The sequence below is a fragment of the Actinacidiphila sp. bgisy160 genome (genome assembly GCF_057707815.1).
Window position 1 is genome coordinate 13460 of the sequence record NZ_JBYIQW010000031.1, and the last position, 17750, is coordinate 31209.

Annotated in this window: 14 protein-coding genes and 1 pseudogene; 5 read left to right on the forward strand and 10 right to left on the reverse strand. The window is 72.5% G+C overall.

What is annotated here, in order from left to right:
* Window positions 1-31 precede the first annotated feature (31 nt).
* A complete protein-coding gene (locus AC3EUJ_RS23185; protein ID WP_431964316.1) occupies window positions 32-1234 on the forward strand; it encodes a glycoside hydrolase family 3 N-terminal domain-containing protein in 1203 nt (400 codons plus the stop codon).
* 160 nt (window positions 1235-1394) lie between these two features.
* On the opposite strand, the gene AC3EUJ_RS23190 is transcribed toward AC3EUJ_RS23185, so the two are convergent.
* The 6 genes from AC3EUJ_RS23190 to AC3EUJ_RS23215 all read right to left on the reverse strand — a co-directional run bounded on the left by AC3EUJ_RS23190 (window position 1395) and on the right by AC3EUJ_RS23215 (window position 7974).
* Entirely contained in the window at window positions 1395-1943 is a 549-nt protein-coding gene (locus AC3EUJ_RS23190) for a GNAT family N-acetyltransferase (RefSeq protein ID WP_431964318.1), read from the reverse strand.
* 164 nt (window positions 1944-2107) lie between these two features.
* The gene (locus AC3EUJ_RS23195) at window positions 2108-3136 is read right to left on the reverse strand and encodes a LacI family DNA-binding transcriptional regulator (protein WP_431964320.1); all 1029 of its coding nucleotides are present in this window, start codon (window positions 3134-3136) and stop codon (window positions 2108-2110) included.
* 10 nt (window positions 3137-3146) lie between these two features.
* The gene (gene rhaS / locus AC3EUJ_RS23200) at window positions 3147-4229 is read right to left on the reverse strand and encodes a rhamnose ABC transporter substrate-binding protein (protein ID WP_431964322.1); all 1083 of its coding nucleotides are present in this window, start codon (window positions 4227-4229) and stop codon (window positions 3147-3149) included.
* Between the two features lie 148 nt (window positions 4230-4377).
* The gene (locus AC3EUJ_RS23205; RefSeq protein ID WP_431964324.1) at window positions 4378-5409 is read right to left on the reverse strand and encodes an ABC transporter permease; all 1032 of its coding nucleotides are present in this window, start codon (window positions 5407-5409) and stop codon (window positions 4378-4380) included.
* Complete coding sequence (locus AC3EUJ_RS23210; RefSeq protein ID WP_431964326.1) at window positions 5402-6457, reverse strand: ABC transporter permease; 1056 nt, start codon at window positions 6455-6457, stop codon at window positions 5402-5404. Before AC3EUJ_RS23210 ends, AC3EUJ_RS23205 begins: the two co-directional genes overlap by 8 nt.
* Window positions 6454-7974, reverse strand: coding sequence for a sugar ABC transporter ATP-binding protein (locus AC3EUJ_RS23215; RefSeq protein ID WP_431964328.1), 1521 nt, complete (start codon window positions 7972-7974; stop codon window positions 6454-6456). The genes AC3EUJ_RS23210 and AC3EUJ_RS23215 overlap by 4 nt, the downstream gene beginning before the upstream one ends.
* Window positions 7975-8271: 297 nt before the next feature.
* Between AC3EUJ_RS23215 and rhaI the strand changes: the two genes are divergently transcribed.
* The 3 genes from rhaI to AC3EUJ_RS23230 all read left to right on the forward strand — a co-directional run bounded on the left by rhaI (window position 8272) and on the right by AC3EUJ_RS23230 (window position 13245).
* Window positions 8272-9438, forward strand: a complete 1167-nt coding sequence (rhaI, locus tag AC3EUJ_RS23220) for an L-rhamnose isomerase (RefSeq protein ID WP_431964330.1) — start codon at window positions 8272-8274, stop codon at window positions 9436-9438.
* Window positions 9439-9538: 100 nt separating this feature from the next.
* Window positions 9539-11584: a bifunctional aldolase/short-chain dehydrogenase gene (locus AC3EUJ_RS23225; protein ID WP_431964332.1), complete on the forward strand. Its 2046-nt coding sequence runs from the start codon at window positions 9539-9541 to the stop codon at window positions 11582-11584.
* A 173-nt stretch (window positions 11585-11757) separates the two neighbouring features.
* Window positions 11758-13245, forward strand: coding sequence for a rhamnulokinase (locus AC3EUJ_RS23230; RefSeq protein WP_431964334.1), 1488 nt, complete (start codon window positions 11758-11760; stop codon window positions 13243-13245).
* A 12-nt stretch (window positions 13246-13257) separates the two neighbouring features.
* Here AC3EUJ_RS23230 and AC3EUJ_RS23235 read toward each other — a convergent pair whose 3' ends face one another.
* The 3 genes from AC3EUJ_RS23235 to AC3EUJ_RS23245 form a co-directional block, all read right to left on the reverse strand.
* Window positions 13258-13656, reverse strand: coding sequence for an OsmC family protein (locus tag AC3EUJ_RS23235; protein WP_431964336.1), 399 nt, complete (start codon window positions 13654-13656; stop codon window positions 13258-13260).
* Window positions 13657-13768: 112 nt separating this feature from the next.
* Window positions 13769-14623: an SCO4651 family lipoprotein gene (locus tag AC3EUJ_RS23240; protein ID WP_431964338.1), complete on the reverse strand. Its 855-nt coding sequence runs from the start codon at window positions 14621-14623 to the stop codon at window positions 13769-13771.
* Window positions 14624-14697: 74 nt separating this feature from the next.
* Window positions 14698-15201: a DinB family protein gene (locus tag AC3EUJ_RS23245; protein ID WP_431964340.1), complete on the reverse strand. Its 504-nt coding sequence runs from the start codon at window positions 15199-15201 to the stop codon at window positions 14698-14700.
* Here AC3EUJ_RS23245 and AC3EUJ_RS23250 point away from each other — a divergent pair.
* A pseudogene (locus AC3EUJ_RS23250) lies at window positions 15174-16370 on the forward strand (MFS transporter); the annotation flags it as partial. The gene AC3EUJ_RS23245 and the pseudogene AC3EUJ_RS23250 sit on opposite strands and share 28 nt — an antisense overlap.
* A 61-nt stretch (window positions 16371-16431) precedes the next feature.
* Here the strand turns inward: AC3EUJ_RS23250 and AC3EUJ_RS23255 are convergent.
* Window positions 16432-17442, reverse strand: a complete 1011-nt coding sequence (locus AC3EUJ_RS23255; protein ID WP_431964342.1) for a helix-turn-helix transcriptional regulator — start codon at window positions 17440-17442, stop codon at window positions 16432-16434.
* Window positions 17443-17750: the final 308 nt, after the last annotated feature.

Consider the following 17750-nt stretch of genomic DNA (forward strand, 5'->3'; position numbering starts at 1 on the left):
ATACAGGACATCAAGGATATTCGCTGCACATGTGACCTCGTACGTCCTCACCCCCCGACGCGTGTCCCTCGCCCTGCTGGCCACGACGCTGGCCCTGGCCGCCTGCGAGAGGGCGCCGTCCGCCCCTGAGTCCATGGCCGCCACGGGGCGCGCGGCGGCCACCGCCACCCCGAAGGCGTCCTGCGCGGACCGGGTTCTGGCGGCGATGAACGACACGCAGCGGGTCGGCCAGCTCTTCATGGGCGCGGCCCAGTTGCCCACGCCGCCGAAGGCGGACCTGGACGCGATGAAGTCGTACGCCGTCGGGTCGGTGTTCCTCGCGGGCCGCAGCACGGCCGGTGTGACCAAGACCCGGACCCTGGTGGACGGGCTGCAGAAGTCGCTCGGGCAGACGGTGGCGGGGCAGCGGGTCGGCCTGCTGGTCTCCACGGACCAGGAGGGCGGCCAGGTGCAGGTCCTCAAGGGCACCGGCTTCTCCACCATCCCCAGCGGCAAGACGCAAGGCACGTGGTCCACCGCCACGCTGCGCTCACGCGCGGAAGGCTGGGCCAAGGAGCTGAGGAAGGCGGGCGTCAACGTCAACCTGGCCCCGGTCGCCGACATCGTCCCCGCCTCGATCGGCACCGCGAACGCCCCCATCGGCCGCTACGGCCGCCAGTTCGGCTCGACGTCCGGCGTGGTGTCCCCGCACGTCACGGCGTACGTCCAGGGATCGAGGACGGCCGGGGTGCTGACCACGCCCAAGCACTTCCCGGGCCTCGGCAGCGTCAAGGGCAACACCGACACGACCGCCTCGGTGACGGACACGACGCTGACCCGCACCGGTGGCAACATCGCCCCCTTCCGCGCGGGCATCTCCGCCGGTGCGGGGCTGGTGATGGTCTCACTGGCGACGTACAAGCGCATCGACCCCAAGCACAAGGCCGTGTTCTCCGCGCTGATCGTCGATCAGACGCTCCGCCACGACCTGGGTTTCAAGGGCGTCATCATCTCCGACGACCTCGGCAAGGCGGCCTCCGCCCAGTCCGTGGCGCTCGGCCAGCGCGCCCTGTCCTTCCTGCGAGCCGGCGGTGACCTCACCCTCACCGTCTCCCCCAAGGGCATCCCCACGATGGCCGAGGGCATCCGCTACGCCATGCGCCACGAACCGAAGGTGCGGACCCTGGTCGCCAACAGCGTGCGGCGCGTGCTGACCGCCAAGCAGGCGGCGGGCGTGCTGCGCTGCAGCGGTTGACGCAGCGCAGGCCTCCCAACCGGCCCCGGCCCGCGCGTGCCCGGGCCGGACCGGGCCGGCGACCGATCAGGTCGACGCCGGATGCCGTGACCGGGAACGTCGACCGGGCCGGCGGGTACGGCTCGTCGGGACGCGGCGCCGCCTTCCGGCAGCGGCCCTTTCAGACCGGGACTTCAAAGATGAGCTCGAGGCCGTCCACCTCGTCCCACTGCTCGCCGACCTCCACGAAGCCGAAACCGGAGATCGTGGCCAGGGACGCGGTGTTCTCGGGGCTGATCGTCACCCGTGCGGTCCTGACCGCGGGTTCGGCGGCGGCGCGACGCATCAACTCGGTCAGCATCGTCCTGGCGTACCCCTGACGACGGTGGCCGGGGGCCACCGAATAGCCGATCTCCACCATGCCCGTCCCATCGGGCGGGCCATGGAAACCGGCATACCCCACGACGACTCCCTCGGGCTCGGCCACCACGGCTCGGGTGAGCCACCCCGCGCTACCCGGGTCGGAGGCGAGCTGATCGACCCGATACCGCCAGACCCACTTCGCCTGATCGGTGAGGAAGTAGTCCGTGAGCCCGACTCCCGCTTCGGCACTGGCCCGGGCAAGGTCGTCGTCCAGCAAGGCGGTCATGGCCGGGCCCGAGAGATCAACGAATCTCACCGGCCTCAGGCCGGTCGGGGCGGGGGAGCGGTGGGCGGGCTCATCTGTCACGGCTCGGATGTTCGCGCAGCGCGCTGGAGCGTGTCCAGCGGTTTTCGCGGTGGCTGCGCCCCACCGGCGCAACGCGCTCAGGCGGCCGCCGGACCGCGTCGACCCGCGCCGTCATCGGACGCCCGAGGCGCCCGGCACCCCGGCCGGGCCCGGCCGGGGCGGCGTCAGCGACGGATCAGGCTGGAGTCGCGGACCACCAGTTCCGGCTGGAGCACGACCCGCCGGTGCCGGTGCTCCCGGGCCTGCGGCCCGGTCTCCTCCAGCAGCATCCCGGCGGCCAGCGCGCCCATGTTCGCGGCGGGCTGCCGCACCGAGGTGAGCGGCACCGCCGCCGCGGCCGCGAACTCGATGTCGTCGTAGCCGACGATGGCCATCTCGCCGGGCACGTCCACCCCCGCCGCGTACAGCGCCTGCAGCACCCCGAGGGCGAGCAGGTCGTTGGCGCAGAACACGGCGGTCGGCCGCTCCGGGAGGCCGAGCAGCCGGTGGCCGGCGTCCCGTCCGGCGGCGACGTCCAGCCGCTCGGTGGGCAGTTCGCGCAGGGTCTTTGGGGGCAGTCCGGCTTCCGCGAGGGCGGCGAGCGCCCCCGCGCGCCGGTCCCGGACCTGCTGCAGATGCCCGGGACCGGAGACGAACGCGATCCTCCGGTGCCCGGCGGCCGCCAGGTGACCGACGGCCGTCCGGCCACCGGCCACGTCGTCCACCGACACCGAGCACTCGGCGGTGCCCGCCGCGACCCGGTCGACGAGGACGAAGGGGATGCGGTGCCGCCGGAAGGCGGCGAGGTTGCCGCCGTCGGCGTCGGCCGGCGTCACCAGCACCCCGCGCACCCGCTGCTCCGCGAAGAGCGCCAGGTACGCGGCCTCCTCCCGCGGGTTCTCGGCGCTGTTGCAGACCATCACGCCGAGCCCCGCCTCCCGGGCCGCCCGCTCCGCGCCGCGTGCCACGTCGACGAAGAACGGGTTGCCCATGTCGAGCACGAGCAGGGCCATGATCCTGCTGCGGCCCGCCCGCAACTGCCGGGCGGACTCGCTGCGTACGTACCCCAGCCGGGCGATGGCGCGCTGTACGCGGACCCGGGTCGCCTCGGGGACCGCCTCCGGCCGGTTGATCACATTGGAGACCGTGCCCACGGACACCCCCGCCTCACGCGCGACGTCCTTGATCCCCACCGTGCGGCCCTTCTCCGCCACGCCCGGGCTCTCAGAACTTGAACTGGTCGATGTTGTCCTTGGTGAACACGGTCGGCTTGCCGAGCACCACCACGCCGTCCTTGCCGATGGTGTAGCTGCCCATGTCACCGGCCTTGAAGGTCTGGCCCTCGGCGCCGGAGATCTGGCCGGAGGCCAGGGCGACCGCGGCGTACGAGGCGAGGGAACCGAGCTTGGCCGGGTCCCACAGCTCGAAGGCCTCGACGGTGCCGTTCTTGACGTAGGCACGCATGTCGTTGGGCGTGCCGAGGCCGGTCAGCTTGACCTTGCCCTTGTACTTGGAGCCCGCCAGGTACTGGGCGGCCGCCTTGATGCCCACCGTGGTCGGGGAGATGATGCCCTTCAGGTCGGGGTACTGCTGGAGCAGGCCCTGGGTCTGCTGGAAGGACTGCTGGGCGTCGTCGTTGCCGTAGGCGACCTTGACCAGCTTGACGTCCTTGTACTTGGGGTCCTTGAGCTCGTCCTTCATGAAGTCGATCCAGGTGTTCTGGTTCGTGGCGGTCTGGGCCGCCGAGAGGATCGCGATCTCGCCCTTGTAGCCGATCTGCTCGGCCAGCAGCTGCACCTCGGTGCGGCCCAGGTCCTCGGAGCCGGCCTGTGAGACGAACAGGTCGCGGCACTCGGGCTTGGTGTCCGAGTCGTAGGTGACGACCTTGATACCGTTCTTGCGGGCCTGGTTCAGCGAGGTGCACAGCGCGCCCGGGTCCTGCGCGGAGACGGCGATCGCGTCGACCTGCTGCTGGGTCAGGGTGTTGACGTAGCTCACTTGGCCGGCGGTGTCGGTGCCGCTGCTGGTGCCGACCTCCTTGTAGGAGGAGCCCAGCGCGTCCAGGGCCTGCTTGCCGCCGCCGTCGGCGATGGTGAAGTACGGGTTGTTGACCTGCTTGGGCAGGAAGGCGACGGTCAGACCCTTCTTGGTCGCCGCGTCGGGGTCTGCCGACGCGGTGGCCTTGGCGCCGCTGCCGCTGTCCTTGGAGGAGTTCTTGGTGGTGCCGCCGCAGGCCGTGGCGCCGAGCGCGACGGCCGCGGTCACTGCGACGACGACGGTGGCTCGACGGGTGAGGGTTCTGGACATGGTGATCCTTTCGCTGCCGGAGCGGGCGCCGGAGTGAGGACGGGTGGTGGTGCGGGGGGTGGTGGTGCGGGGGGTGGTGGTGCGGGGGGGGGTGGTGGTGCGGGGGGTGGTGGTGCCGTGTGACGTGTGCGGGGGGGGAGGTGGGGGTTCACGAGGTGGCGAGGGCGGCCGGGGCCTTGTCGGCCGGCCTCCTGCGCGCCCTGGCCTGCGCCACCTGGCGGCCGATCCTCGGGGCGAGGACGGAGATCACCAGGAGCACGCCCGTGACGACGATCTGGGACTGCGCCGAGACGTTGAGCAGGCTCATGACGTTCTGTCCCGCGCCGAGCAGGAACACACCGGCGATCGCGCCGCCCAGGGTGCCCTTGCCGCCGTCGAAGTCGATGCCGCCGAGCAGGACGCCGGCGATGACGGACAACTCCAGGCCGGTGGCGTTGTCGTAGCGGGCGCTGGCGTAGTGCAGGGCCCAGAAGACCCCGGTGAGGGAGGAGACCAGGCCGGTCGTCACGAACATCGCCAGCTTCAGCCGCCGCACGCGCACTCCCGCGAACCGGGCCGCCTCCTCCGAGGTGCCGACGGCGAACAGGGAGCGTCCCACGGGGGTCGCGTGCAGTACCAGGACGGCGATCAGCAGCAGCACGGCGAAGGGGATCGCCGCGTACGGGATGAAGGTGCCGTCGATCCGGCCGGCGCCGAAGTCGAGGTACTGCTGGGGGAAATCGGTGACGGAGTCGGCGCCGAGCACGATCTGCGCGATGCCGCGGTAGGCGGCCAGCGTGCCGATGGTGACGGCCAGCGAGGGCAGGCCGAGCCGGGTCACGAGCAGGCCGTTGACCAGGCCGCACACGGCGCCGAGGAGCAGGCAGAGCGGGATGATCGTCTCGATCGCCATGCCGCCGTTCCACAGCGCGCCCATCACGGCGCCGGACAGGCCGGCGGTGGAGCCGACGGACAGGTCGATCTCGCCCGAGACCACGAGCATGGTCATCGGCAGCGCGATGAGCGCGATCGGCAGGGTGTTGCCGATCAGGAAGGACACGTTCAGGGCGTTGCCGAAGTTGTCCACGAAGGAGAAGGAGCAGATCAGCAGGACGACGAGCAGGGCGCCGACCGCGGTGTCCCAGCGCACCGCGCCGCCGAGGCGGGCGAGCGGGGCGGGGGCCTTGGTGGTCTCAGGCATGGTGGGCACTCCTCATCTGTGCGGCCCGCTTGCGAAGGACGCCGGCCACACGCAGCGCCACGATCCGGTCGACGGCGATGGCCAGCAGGAGCAGGACGCCGTCGATGGCCAGCACCCACACGGAACTGACGCCGATGGAGGGCAGGACGCTGTTGATCGAGGTGAGCAGCAGGGCGCCGAGCGCGGCGCCGTACACGGTGCCGGAGCCGCCGGTGAAGGCGACGCCGCCGACCACCACGGCGCTGACGACGGTCAGTTCGTAGCCGTTGCCGGTGCCGGAGTCGACGTTGCCGAAGCGGGCGAGGTAGAGCGCGCCGGCCAGTCCGGCGAGCGCCCCGCACACCACGTACGCGGTGAGGATCCGCTTGCGGACCGGGACGCCGGCCAGCCGGGCGGCCTCGGGGCTGGAGCCCAGCGCGTACAGATCGCGGCCGCCGCGGTAGCTGCGCAGGTAGTAGCCGGCCGCGACCAGTACCAGGAGCGTCAGCAGCGCGAGGTAGGGGATCACCGAGATTCCGTCGTGGCCGAAGTCGACGAAGCCGGCCGGCAGGTCGTTCGCGGTGATCTGCCGCGAGCCGACCCAGATGGAGTCGATGCCGCGGATGATGTAGAGGGTGCCCAGGGTCACCACGAGCGCCGGGACCTGACCCAGGCTCACCAGCAGGCCGTTCAGCAGGCCGAAGAGCACACCGAGGGCGACCGCGATGAGCACGGCGACCAGCGGGTCGCCGCCGCCGTGCAGATAGGTGCCGGCGGCGAAGGCCGAGATGCCGAGCACCGAGCCGACCGACAGGTCGACGTTGCGGGTGATGACGACCATGGCCTGGCCGACGGCGACCAGCACGAGGATGGTGGCGTTCAGCAGGAGGTCCTTGATGCCCTGCTGGGACAGGAACTCGCTGTTGTAGATCTGGGTCGCGGCCAGCATGACCACGAGCACGGCGAGCACGGCGAGCGCCCGCAGTCTCAGCACCCGGTCCAGGAAGCGGCGGGACGCGGTCGGTTCGTCCGCGGCGATCTGCTGCGGGGTGTCGGCGGTCACGGTCATGCCGCCCTCCGCACGCGGCCGGTCGCCGCCGCCATCACGGATTCCTCGGTCGCCTCCGACCGGGGGATCTCGGCCGTCAGCCGTCCCTCGTGCATCACCAGGACGCGGTCCGCCATGCCGAGGATCTCCGGCAGGTCGGAGGAGATCATCAGTACGGCCACGCCCTCGGACGCGAGCCGGGAGAGCAGCCTGTGCACCTCGGCCTTGGTGCCGACGTCGATGCCGCGGGTGGGCTCGTCGACGATCAGCACCCCAGGCGCGGTGGCCAGCCACTTGGCGAGGACGACCTTCTGCTGGTTGCCACCGGACAGCGTGCCGACGACGTCGGCCAGCCGTGCGTACTTCACCTGGAGCCGGACGGCCCAGTCCGCCGCGCGGCTGCGCTCGGCGCGACGGCTCATCAGACCACCCTTGGTGGTGGCGGCGAAGCCGGTGAGACCGATGTTGCGCTCGATGGACATGTCCATCACCAGGCCTTGGGCCCGGCGGTCCTCGGGGACCAGAGCGATCCCGGCGGCCATGGCGAGGCTCGGCGCGGCGCCGCGCAGCGGCTTGCCGTCGACGACGACCTCGCCGGCGTCCCGTCGGTCCACGCCGAAGATCGCCCGGGCGACCTCGCTGCGGCCGGCGCCGACGAGGCCCGCCAGGCCCACGATCTCGCCGCGGCGCACCTCGAAGGAGACGTCGGTGAAGACGCCTTCGCGGGTCAGCCGGCGCACGCTCAGCGCCACCTCGCCGATCTCCGCTTCCTGCTTGGGGTAGAGCTCGTCCAGGTCGCGGCCGACCATGCGGCGCACCAGGTCGTCCTCGGTGAGCGAGTCGAGGGGCTCGCTGGCGATCCAGGCACCGTCCCGCAGGGTGGTGACCCGCTGGCAGAGGGCGAAGATCTCGTCGAGACGGTGGGAGATGAAGAGCACCGCCGCGCCCTGCTCGCGCAGGGACTTGACGACGCCGAAGAGCCGGGCGACCTCGCTGCCGGTGAGCGCGGCGGTCGGCTCGTCCATGATCAGGACGCGGGCGTCGAAGGAGAGCGCCTTGGCGATTTCCACCAACTGCTGGTCGGCGATGGACAGTCCGCGGGCCGGCTGCTCGGGGTCGAGGTCCACGCCGAGGCGGCGGAAGAGTGCGGACGCGGCTTCGCGCACGGCCTTGTGGTCGACCCTGCCGAGCGAACGGCGGGGCTGACGGCCGACGAAGATGTTCTCGGCCACCGACAAGTCGGGGAAGAGCGTGGGCTCCTGGTAGATGACGGCGACCCCCGCGTCACGGGCGTCCCCCGGGCCGTGGAATTCCACGGGCCGGCCGTCGAGCAGCACGGTTCCGGTGTCCGGGCGGTGCACACCCGCGAGGGTCTTGATCAGCGTCGACTTGCCGGCGCCGTTCTCACCCGCCAGGGCATGGGCCTCGCCGGCGTGGAGCCGGAGCGAGACATCGCGCAGAGCGCGAACGGCACCAAAGGACTTGCTCACCCCCTCGAGCGCGAGCACCGGAGTGGTCTCCGGTTCGGGGTGCGTCATTGCGCCCTCCTGCTATGAAATGTTTCAACGGGGTTGCGGGGAAGCTAGCCCCGCCCTGCGGAGGCGTCAAGAGCTGCCACCTCCCCCTCCTGACCTGCACCCTCGAGAAACCCGCAGGTAACAGGCCCGACAACGCCGTACGAACAGCAACAACGCGCTTTCCGGGCACGGATGACACGATTCAATAACGGGGATCCAGGCCGACGGACCCCTTGACGGCCACCCGTGGACGTGGATAGCTTCACACCCGAATGAATCGATTCACTGAGCCGATTCACTGAGCCATCCGAGGTGGACATGCCTGACTTCGCAGCCGTGAAGGCCGCACTCACAGCCCAGCGGATCGAGACGCCGTCCTGGGGTTACGGCAATTCCGGCACCCGTTTCAAGGTCTTCGCCCAGGCCGGGGTGCCCCGTGACCCGTACGAGAAGCTCGACGACGCGGCCAAGGTGCACGAGTTCACCGGCGTCGCCCCGAAGGTGGCCCTCCACATCCCCTGGGACCGGGTGGACGACTACACCTCGCTCGGCGCCCACGCCAAGGACCGCGGCCTGGAGTTGGGCGCGATCAACTCCAACGTCTTCCAGGACGACGACTACAAGCTCGGCAGCGTGTGCCACCCCGACCCCCGGGTCCGCCGCAAGGCCACGGACCACCTGCTGGAGTGCGTCGACATCATGGACGCCACCGGTTCCAGCGACCTCAAGCTCTGGTTCTCCGACGGCACCAACTACCCCGGCCAGGACGACATCGTGGGCCGCCAGGAGCGCCTGGCCGGGGCCCTGTCCGAGGTCTACGAGCGGCTCGGCGACGACCAGCGGATGCTGCTGGAGTACAAGCTCTTCGAGCCGGCGTTCTACACCACCGACGTCCCGGACTGGGGCACCGCCTACGCGCACTGCCTGAAGCTCGGCCCCAAGGCGCAGGTCGTCGTCGACACCGGCCACCACGCGCCGGGCACCAACATCGAGTTCATCGTCGCCTTCCTGCTCAGCCAGGGCAAGCTCGGCGGATTCGACTTCAACTCCCGCTTCTACGCCGACGACGACCTGATGGTCGGCGCCGCCGACCCCTTCCAGCTCTTCCGGATCCTGCACGAGGTCGCCAAGAACGGCGGGTTCGAGGCCGAGACCAACGTGGCCTTCATGCTCGACCAGTGCCACAACATCGAGGCCAAGATCCCCGCGGTCATCCGTTCGGTGATGAACGTCCAGGAGGCCACCGCCAAGGCCCTGCTGGTGGACCTCGACGCCCTGGGCGCGGCGCAGCGCTCCGGTGACGTGCTCGCCGCCAACGCCGTCGTGATGGACGCGTACAACACCGACGTGCGCCCGCTGCTGCGAGAGGTGCGCGAGGAGCGGGGCCTGGCCCCCGACCCCGTCGCCGCTTACCACGCCTCCGGCTGGCAGGAGCACATCGTCGCCGACCGCGTCGGCGGCACCCAGGCCGGCTGGGGTGCGTAGGCCTGTCGTCACATAGCCGCCCACCGGCGCCCGTGTGACGACCCGGCCCGGCGCCGGTCCCCCCGTCCCTCCTCGATCCTCCCTTCCCGAAGGACATCCCATGGCACCCGCCACCCATCCGGAAGTCGCCGCGCTGCTGGAGCGCGCCCACCGCCTGGGCGCCGACCCGCGCAACACCAACTACGCCGGCGGCAACGCCTCCGCCAAGGCCGCCGCCGCCGATCCCGTCACCGGCGGCGCCGTGGACCTGATGTGGGTCAAGGGCTCCGGCGGCGACCTGGGCACGCTCACCGAGGCCGGCCTCGCCGTCCTGCGCCTGGACCGGCTGCGCGCGCTGACCGCCGTCTACCCGGGCCCCGAGCGCGAGGACGAGATGGTCGCGGCCTTCGACTACTGCCTGCACGGCAAGGGCGGCGCCGCGCCGTCCATCGACACGGCCATGCACGGCCTCGTCGACGCCGCGCACGTCGACCACCTGCACCCCGACTCGGGCATCGCGCTGGCCTGCGCCGCCGACGGCGAGAAGCTCACCCAGGAGTGCTTCGGCGACAAGGTCGCCTGGGTGCCGTGGCGCCGGCCCGGCTTCCAGCTCGGCCTGGACATCGCCGGCATCAAGGAGGCCAACCCGCAAGCGGTCGGCGTGATCCTCGGCGGTCACGGCATCACCGCCTGGGGCGACACCTCCGAGGAGTGCGAGCGCAACGCCCTGTGGATCATCCGCACCGCCGAGGAGTTCCTGGAGCGCCACGGCAGGCCGGACCCCTTCGGCGCCCCGCTGGCCGGCTACGAGCCGCTGCCGGAGGCCGAGCGCCGGGCCCGGGCCGCCGCCCTCGCCCCGGTCCTGCGGGCGATCGCCTCCCAGGACCGCCCCCAGGTCGGCCACTTCACCGACTCCGCGCCCGTCCTGGACTTCCTCGCGCACGCCGAGCACCCCCGGCTGGCCGCGCTCGGCACCTCCTGCCCGGACCACTTCCTGCGCACCAAGGTCCGCCCGCTCGTGCTCGACCTGCCCCCCACGGCGCCGCTCGAGGAGGCCGTGGCCCGCCTGGAGGAGCTGCACACCGCCTACCGCGCCGACTACCAGGCCTACTACGACCGGCACGCGACCGCGGACTCCCCCGCCATCCGCGGCGCGGACCCGGCGATCGTCCTCGTCCCGGGCATCGGCATGTTCAGCTACGGCAAGGACAAGCAGACCGCCCGCGTGGCGGGCGAGTTCTACGTCAACGCGATCAACGTGATGCGCGGCGCCGAGGCCGTCTCCGCCTATGCCCCGATCGACGAGGCGGAGAAGTTCCGCATCGAGTACTGGTCGCTGGAGGAGGCCAAGCTCCAGCGGATGCCGAGGCCCAAGCCGCTGGCCACCCGCATCGCCCTGGTCACCGGGGCCGGTTCGGGCATCGGCAAGGCCGTCGCGCACCGCCTGGTGGCGGAGGGCGCCTGCGTGGTCGTGGCCGACCTCGACGCGGAGAACGCGCGGGCGGTCACGCAGGAGCTGGGCGGCCCGGACCGCGCGGTCGCGGTCCCCGTGGACGTCACCAGCGAAGAGGCCATCCGCGCCGCCTTCGACGAGGCCCTGCTGGCCTTCGGCGGGGTGGACCTGGTCGTCAACAACGCGGGCATCTCCATCTCCAAGCCCCTGCTCGAGACCACCGCCCGCGACTGGGACCTCCAGCACGACATCATGGCCCGCGGCTCCTTCCTCGTCTCCCGCGAGGCGGCCCGCGTCCTCATCGCGCAGAAGCTCGGCGGCGACATCGTCTACATCGCCTCCAAGAACGCGGTCTTCGCCGGGCCCAACAACATCGCCTACTCCGCCACCAAGGCCGACCAGGCGCACCAGGTCCGGCTGCTGGCGGCCGAACTCGGCGAGCACGGCATCCGCGTCAACGGCGTCAACCCCGACGGGGTCGTCCGCGGCTCGGGCATCTTCTCCTCCGGCTGGGGCGCCCAGCGCGCCGCGACGTACGGGGTGCCCGAGGAGAAGCTCGGCGAGTTCTACGCCCAGCGCACGATCCTCAAGCGCGAGGTGCTCCCCGAGCACGTCGCGAACGCGGTCTTCGCCCTGACCGCGGGCGAACTGACGCACACCACGGGGCTGCACGTCCCGGTCGACGCCGGCGTGGCAGCGGCGTTCCTGCGCTGACGCCGACCGCACTGCGCGGGGGAGCCGGTCGGCTCCCCCGCACCGGTAGGACCCACCGACCCCCACGGTGCGCACAGCCGACCGCACCCGTCGCCCCGGCAGGAACGGCCCGAACGGCCCGAACGGCGAGAACGACCAGACTGACCAGAACGACCAGAACACGAGGGGCCCACGTGCCATTCGCCGCCATCGACCTCGGCGCCACCAGCGGCCGCGTCATCCTCGGCCGGGTGGGCCCGGACCACCTCGTCCTCGACGAGGTGCACCGCTTCGCCAACACCCCCGTACGGCTGCCCACCGGGCTGCACTGGGACGTCCTCGCCCTGTTCCGGGAGAGCCTGGACGGCCTGCGGCTGGCGGCGCGGGACGGGGCGGGCGTCACATCGGTCGGCATCGACAGCTGGGCGGTCGACTACGGACTGCTCGACGCGGACGGCGCCCTGCTCGGAATCCCTCACCACTACCGCGACAGCCGTACGGAGCATGTCGCCGACCGGGTCAGGGACGACATCGGCCCGCAGGAGCTGTACGCGGTCACCGGGCTGCAGCACCTCCCCTTCAACACGGTCTTCCAGCTGGCGGCGGCCCGTGACGGCGCGCAGTTCGCCGCCGCGCGGACGCTGTTGATGATCCCCGACCTGCTCACCCACTGGCTCACCGGGAGCATCGGCGCGGAGGAGACCAACGCCTCCACCACCGGGCTCTTCGACGCGCGCACCGCGAACTGGGCGGAGGGCTGCCCCGGCCGGCTCGGCATCGACCCGCGCCTGCTGCCGCCGCTGCGCCGACCGGGCACCCACGCCGGCACACTCCTGCCCCACGTGGCCGCGTACACGGGGCTGCCCGCGGACACCGCCGTCGTCACCGTCGCCTCGCACGACACCGCCTCCGCGGTGGCCGCGGTCCCGGCCACCGAACCGCACTTCGCCTACATCTCCTGCGGCACCTGGTCGCTGGCGGGACTGGAGCTCGACGCCCCGGTGCTCACGGAGGCCTCGCGGCTGGCCAACTTCACCAACGAGCGCGGTGTCGACGGCACCATCCGCTATCTGCGCAACATCATGGGCATGTGGCTGCTGGAGGAGTGCCGCCGCACCTGGGAGCAGCGGCAAGAGGGCCTGCCCCTGCGCGAACTGCTCGCCGCGGCCGCCGCCGCGGAGCCCTTCGCGGCCCTCATCGACCCGGACGACCCCGTGTTCCTGGCACCCGGCGACATGCCCGCCCGGATCCGCGCCTTCTGCGCCCGGACCGGCCAGAAGGCCCCCGCGTCGCACGGGGCGGTCGTCCGCAGCATCCTGGAGAGCCTCGCCCTGGCCCACCGCCGCACCCTCCGCGAGGCGGCCGGACTCGCCGGGCGCGACATCCATCGCGTCCACATGGTCGGCGGCGGCTCCCGCAACGAACTGCTGTGCCGGTTCACCGCCGACGCCACCGGGCTCCCGGTCGTCGCCGGCCCCACCGAGGCCACGGCCCTGGGCAACATCCTCGTCCAGGCCCGCGCCCACGGCGCGTTCGGCGAGGGTCCCGACGGCCTGGCGGCGCTGCGCGCCCTCGTCGCGGCCACCCAGCCGCTGCGTACGTACGAGCCGGACACGGACCACCGGGCCTGGGACGCCGCGGCGGCACGACTTGCGGAGCTCACCGCGGCGCGGTGGCCCTGAAGGGCGCCGCGCTCAGCCCACCGAGCGCGTGACCTCGGCGCCCTGGCGCAGGGCGCGGGGGATCTCGGCGACCTCGTCGACGGCCGCGATCAGTGCCGCGACCCGTTCCCGGGGCGCCGCGCTGTCGACCTCGACGGCGTAGGAGATGCCGGTCGACCGCCATCGGGCGGTGTCGAAGCCGCCCTCCGCGCGCACCCGGACACCCCGCAGCTCCAGCCCGCCGGCCGCGGCCTCGCGGTAGAGGTCGTTGAGCACGCAGGCCGCCACCGCGAGGTTCAGCACATGGCCGCCGGTGAACGCCGAGCGCACCCCGACGCCGCCGGGCGTCCAGCGGTGCGGGAGCCGGACGTCGTCGCCGTCCTCCTCCAGGAACGATCCCGCACTCGCCACCACCGCGAACCGCTCGTCCATGCCCTGCCTCCCGTGGCCGCTCACGCGGCCGTAGCCCGCCCACCCCGGATCCTCCCGCATCATCGCGCAACCCGGGGCGGCAGGTGGGCGGTTCGGGAACCCGCCCCGTTCGTCAGCCCTGCTTCTGGGAGGACAGCTGCGAGCTGAGGTCGGCCGTGTCGGACGCCGGGGGCGCGGTGACGGCCCGGGTGCCGCCGAACTTGAGGAAGTCGATGGTCACCTTCGCCTTGCCCAGGACCTGCACCATGCGGACCGGCAGGTCCTTGCCGTCCACCCAGACCTCGATCGTGATCTTGTCCACCGGACCGGTGACGGAGTTGAAGATGTTCTTCTCCTCGGACGGCGAGAGCGCCTTCCCCATACCGCCGAGCCGGCTCTTGTCGAGCGTCGCCCGGTAGTGGTGGGCCTCGCGGCCGCGGATCGACTGCTCCCCGAGGTCCTCGACGTCCTTGGTCAGTCCGATGTAGCGCAGCCCGGCGGTCGGGTCGGCACCCTTCTCCACGGCGGCGGCACCCGCCTTGCCCAGGACCGCGGAGACGTCGACGCGCAGCCAGTGCTTGCCCTTCAGCGGGCCGGCGGGCTGCGGGTCGACGTTGTAGTAGTAGGCGCCGTCCACCAGCAGCGCGCGCAGCTCGGGGTCGTCCTGAAGCTGCTGCATCCGCGCCGCCGCGGTGTCCATCATGACGTCGTACGCAGCGCCCTTGCCCCAGGAGTAGGTGCCCTTCATCGTGACGGGGCTGCCCTGGCCCAGATCGGTCGACATATCGACCTTGGCCGAGCCGATCTTCTCCGTCTGGCTGGTGACGCGGGCCAGTATCCGGGCGATCGAGTCCGCCTTGCCCACCGCGTCCGCCGTGTCGCGCGCGGCGCTGCAGCCCGCCGTCGCGGTCAGCGCGACGGCTGCGGCCCCCACCGTGGCGGCCACGCGTATCCGCCGCTTGTCCCTCATGTTCTCGATCTCGCTCATGCCGCCTGCCCCTTGGTCGTTCGTGGTCGATCTCGTGTGTCCGCCGTGGACCGTATCGCGGACGACTGACACCGCTAGACGCCGGTGGTGCCGTCGGCCAGTTCCCGCAGGAGGTCGAGGTGGCCGTTGTGGCGGGAGGTCTCCTCGACAAGGTGCAGCAGGATCCACCGCAGGTTGGGGTGCCGGCCGTCGCGGATGGGGCGCTCGGCGACCGCGTCCAGTTCGTGCGCGGCGACCAGTTCGCGGTAGCGGGCGGTCTGCGCCTCGTAGTCGGCCAGCAGATCGGCGAGGGGGACGTCCACGGCGATCCGCATCTCGCGGTCGGGGTCCTCCTCCGTCCAGGGGCCCTCGTCCTCGCCGCCGAGGAACACCACCTCGAACCAGTAGTACTCGACCCAGCGGAGGTGGTTGATCAGTCCGCTGAGCGTCATCAGCGGGGAGCCCGGGAGCGGGGCGCTGCGGGCGCGCTCGGGCGTGACGCCCTCGCACTTGGCGCGTGCGGTGTCGCGGGCGTAGTCGAGGAGGGTCGTCAGCGCGGAGCGCTCGTCCCATGCGGTGGGTGTGTCTGTTCGCGTCATCGGCGGAATGCTGTCGGGAACGACGGCGGCGCGTCCACCGATTAACCGCGGGCGGCGCGCCGCGTCCCCCTGACAGCAGATGTCAGCGGAAAGCCGGACCATCGGTCCCCGTGACCACCACCGAACGCACGCAACGCCTCCTCCTGCCCGCCGTGTTCATCACCTCTCTGGGCAACAACATCCAGCTGATCGCCGCGGCCCTGCTGATGGTGCGCGCCCAGGGCTCGGTGCTGGACGTGGGGTGGCTCTTCATCGCCGTCGCCGTCCCCCAGGCCGTGCTGTCGCCGTTGGCCGGCCGGCTGGCCGACCGCTACGACCGGCGGGCACTGTGGGCGGGCTGCGACCTGCTCAGCGCCGCCGTGGCCGTGGTCCCGGCGCTGGGCACGGCACTCGGCTGGCCCCGGGGAGCGGTCGTCTACGGCAGCAACTTCGCGCTGGCGGTGGCGGCCGCGCTCTTCGTGCCGGTGAGCGCGGCGTTGGTCAAGGAGCGGGTGCCCGCCGGGCGGCTGCGGCGGTTCAACGCCCACTACGAGATGGCACTGCAGAGCGGCATGCTGCTGTCGGCGGCGGTGGGCGGCCTCGCGTTGCAGTACGCCGGCCCGGCCCCGCTTTTCGTGTTCAACGCGGCGACCTTCGTGGCCTCCGCCGTCCTCGTCCTGGCGACCGGGCGCGGGCCGGGGCAGCCGGTCGCCGCGGACACCGCCGCCGTGGCGGCCGCGGCGCGGCCGGCCCCGTCACGACGGCCGCTCGGGCCGCTGATCGTGCTGTACGCCCAGGGCAGTGTGGTGGTGACGGTCTTCAACGCCCTGATGCCGGTGCTGGTCATCGCCGAGCTGCACCGGGGCGCCGCCGTCGTCGGTGCGGTGGACGCGCTCGGCGGCGCCGGTTTCCTGCTGGCGGCGGCCGCGTACCGGCGCACGGGGGCCCGGCTGGGGGACCTGCGGCTCGCCCTCACCGGCTTCGTGGTCTGCGCCGTGCTGTTCGCGCTGCAGCCACGGTTCGGGGTGACGGGACTGCTGCTGCTCGTACCGGCCGGGGCCTTCGTCTTCGGGCAGGCGCGCATCGCCTCGCGCACCCTGCTGATGACCGCCGTCGACGAGGGCCGCGCCGGGCGGGCCTTCGGGACGGCGAACGCGTACGGGCTCGCCGCGACCGTGGCCGTGATGCTCGGGACCTCGGCGGTCAGTGCCCGCGCCGGACTCCTGACCGGCTTCGCGGCGGTCGCCGGCCTCAGCGCGGTGGCGTCCGCGGTGGCGGCGGTGTGGATCGCGGCGGGCCGTAGAGGGCGGCCAGCGCCCGCGCCGACTCCGCGAGCATCTCCCGCAGCGGACCGGGCGCCAGAACTTCGAGATCCGCGCCGAGCCTGAGGAACTCGCCGTGCGCGTGCGCGACCGACTCGATGGGCACCCGGGCGCGCACCCAGCCGTCCGGCTCCCGCTCGCCGCCTTCGGCCACCGCCCGGGCGACGGCCGGTGACAGCAGCGCCGGCAGCCGCTCCGCGCCGCGCGGTGACAGCCGGATCAGGGCCTCGTCCCGGTGGAGACGCGCGTGGAATCCGGCGAGATACTCCCGCCAGTACGCGGGGAGGTCGAAGCCGGGCGGGGGAGGGAACGTCTCGTCGAGGGCGCGCACCTCCAGCATCTGGTCGACGCGGTAGGTGCGCGGCTCGCTGCCGTCGTGGGCGACCACGTACCAGCGGCCCGCCTTGAGCACCAGCCCGTACGGCTCCAGCCTGCGGTCGGTCTCGGCGGGCTCGCGCCAGCGGCGGTAACGCACCCGCACGACCTGCCGGTTCCACACGGCGTCGGCCACCACCGGCAGGTGCGGCACCTGCTCGTCGGAGCTGTACCAGCCGGGCGCGTCCAGCAGGAACCGCTCCCGCACGCGCTCCGCCCGTTCCCGCAGCGCCGGCGGCAGCGCGGCGCTGAACTTCAGCCGGGCCGCCGCCGCGGCCTCCCCGAGCCCCAACTGCGCGGCCGGGTCGGGAAGGGCGGCCAGGAACCACGCCTGCGTCTCGTCGGCGGTCAGGCCCGTCAGCCGGGTCCGGTAGCCGTCGAGGAGCCGGTAGCCGCCCTCGTGCCCGGCGTCGCCGTACAGCGGGATGCCCGCCTCGTGCAGCGACTGCACGTCGCGGTAGATGGTGCGTACGGACACCTCCAGCTCCTCCGCCAGATCCGAGGCGGTCATCCGGCCCCGCGTCTGGAGGAGCAGGAGGAGGGAGACCAGCCGGCTCGCGCGCATGGCGGCAGTATCGCCGCCACCACCGACACCGGCCGCTGCGGACGGCCGTGCGCACCCTCGCGGACGTCGGCCTGGCGCCGCACGAGCCGCTGACGCATCTCGACGACCTCGTCACGCACCTGGACCCCGGTGGACGGTGGGGACCGGGAGGTGTCGCCCGCCGGGACCAGCGGCGAGCTCGGCGCGACGTGTCCGGTCGCCGTGCACGACCCCATCGCGCGCCGCTGCGCCCTCGCCGGCGCCGCCCGCCGCCCGCCCCCGGCAGACCGCCGCGGGCAAGACCATCCGGGCCGAACAGGCGTTTCCCC

What these genes read in the sequence shown, in the direction of transcription:
- rhaS (WP_431964322.1), bottom strand. Translation starts at nt 4,229, where the DNA reads ATGTCCAGAACCCTCACCCGTCGAGCCACCGTCGTCGTCGCAGTGACC.
- AC3EUJ_RS23255 (WP_431964342.1), bottom strand. Translation starts at nt 17,442, where the DNA reads ATGCGCGCGAGCCGGCTGGTCTCCCTCCTCCTGCTCCTCCAGACGCGG.
- AC3EUJ_RS23225 (WP_431964332.1), top strand. Translation starts at nt 9,539, where the DNA reads ATGGCACCCGCCACCCATCCGGAAGTCGCCGCGCTGCTGGAGCGCGCC.
- AC3EUJ_RS23245 (WP_431964340.1), bottom strand. Translation starts at nt 15,201, where the DNA reads ATGACGCGAACAGACACACCCACCGCATGGGACGAGCGCTCCGCGCTG.
- AC3EUJ_RS23240 (WP_431964338.1), bottom strand. Translation starts at nt 14,623, where the DNA reads ATGAGCGAGATCGAGAACATGAGGGACAAGCGGCGGATACGCGTGGCC.
- AC3EUJ_RS23235 (WP_431964336.1), bottom strand. Translation starts at nt 13,656, where the DNA reads ATGGACGAGCGGTTCGCGGTGGTGGCGAGTGCGGGATCGTTCCTGGAG.
- AC3EUJ_RS23205 (WP_431964324.1), bottom strand. Translation starts at nt 5,409, where the DNA reads ATGCCTGAGACCACCAAGGCCCCCGCCCCGCTCGCCCGCCTCGGCGGC.
- rhaI (WP_431964330.1), top strand. Translation starts at nt 8,272, where the DNA reads ATGCCTGACTTCGCAGCCGTGAAGGCCGCACTCACAGCCCAGCGGATC.
- AC3EUJ_RS23215 (WP_431964328.1), bottom strand. Translation starts at nt 7,974, where the DNA reads ATGACGCACCCCGAACCGGAGACCACTCCGGTGCTCGCGCTCGAGGGG.
- AC3EUJ_RS23210 (WP_431964326.1), bottom strand. Translation starts at nt 6,457, where the DNA reads ATGACCGTGACCGCCGACACCCCGCAGCAGATCGCCGCGGACGAACCG.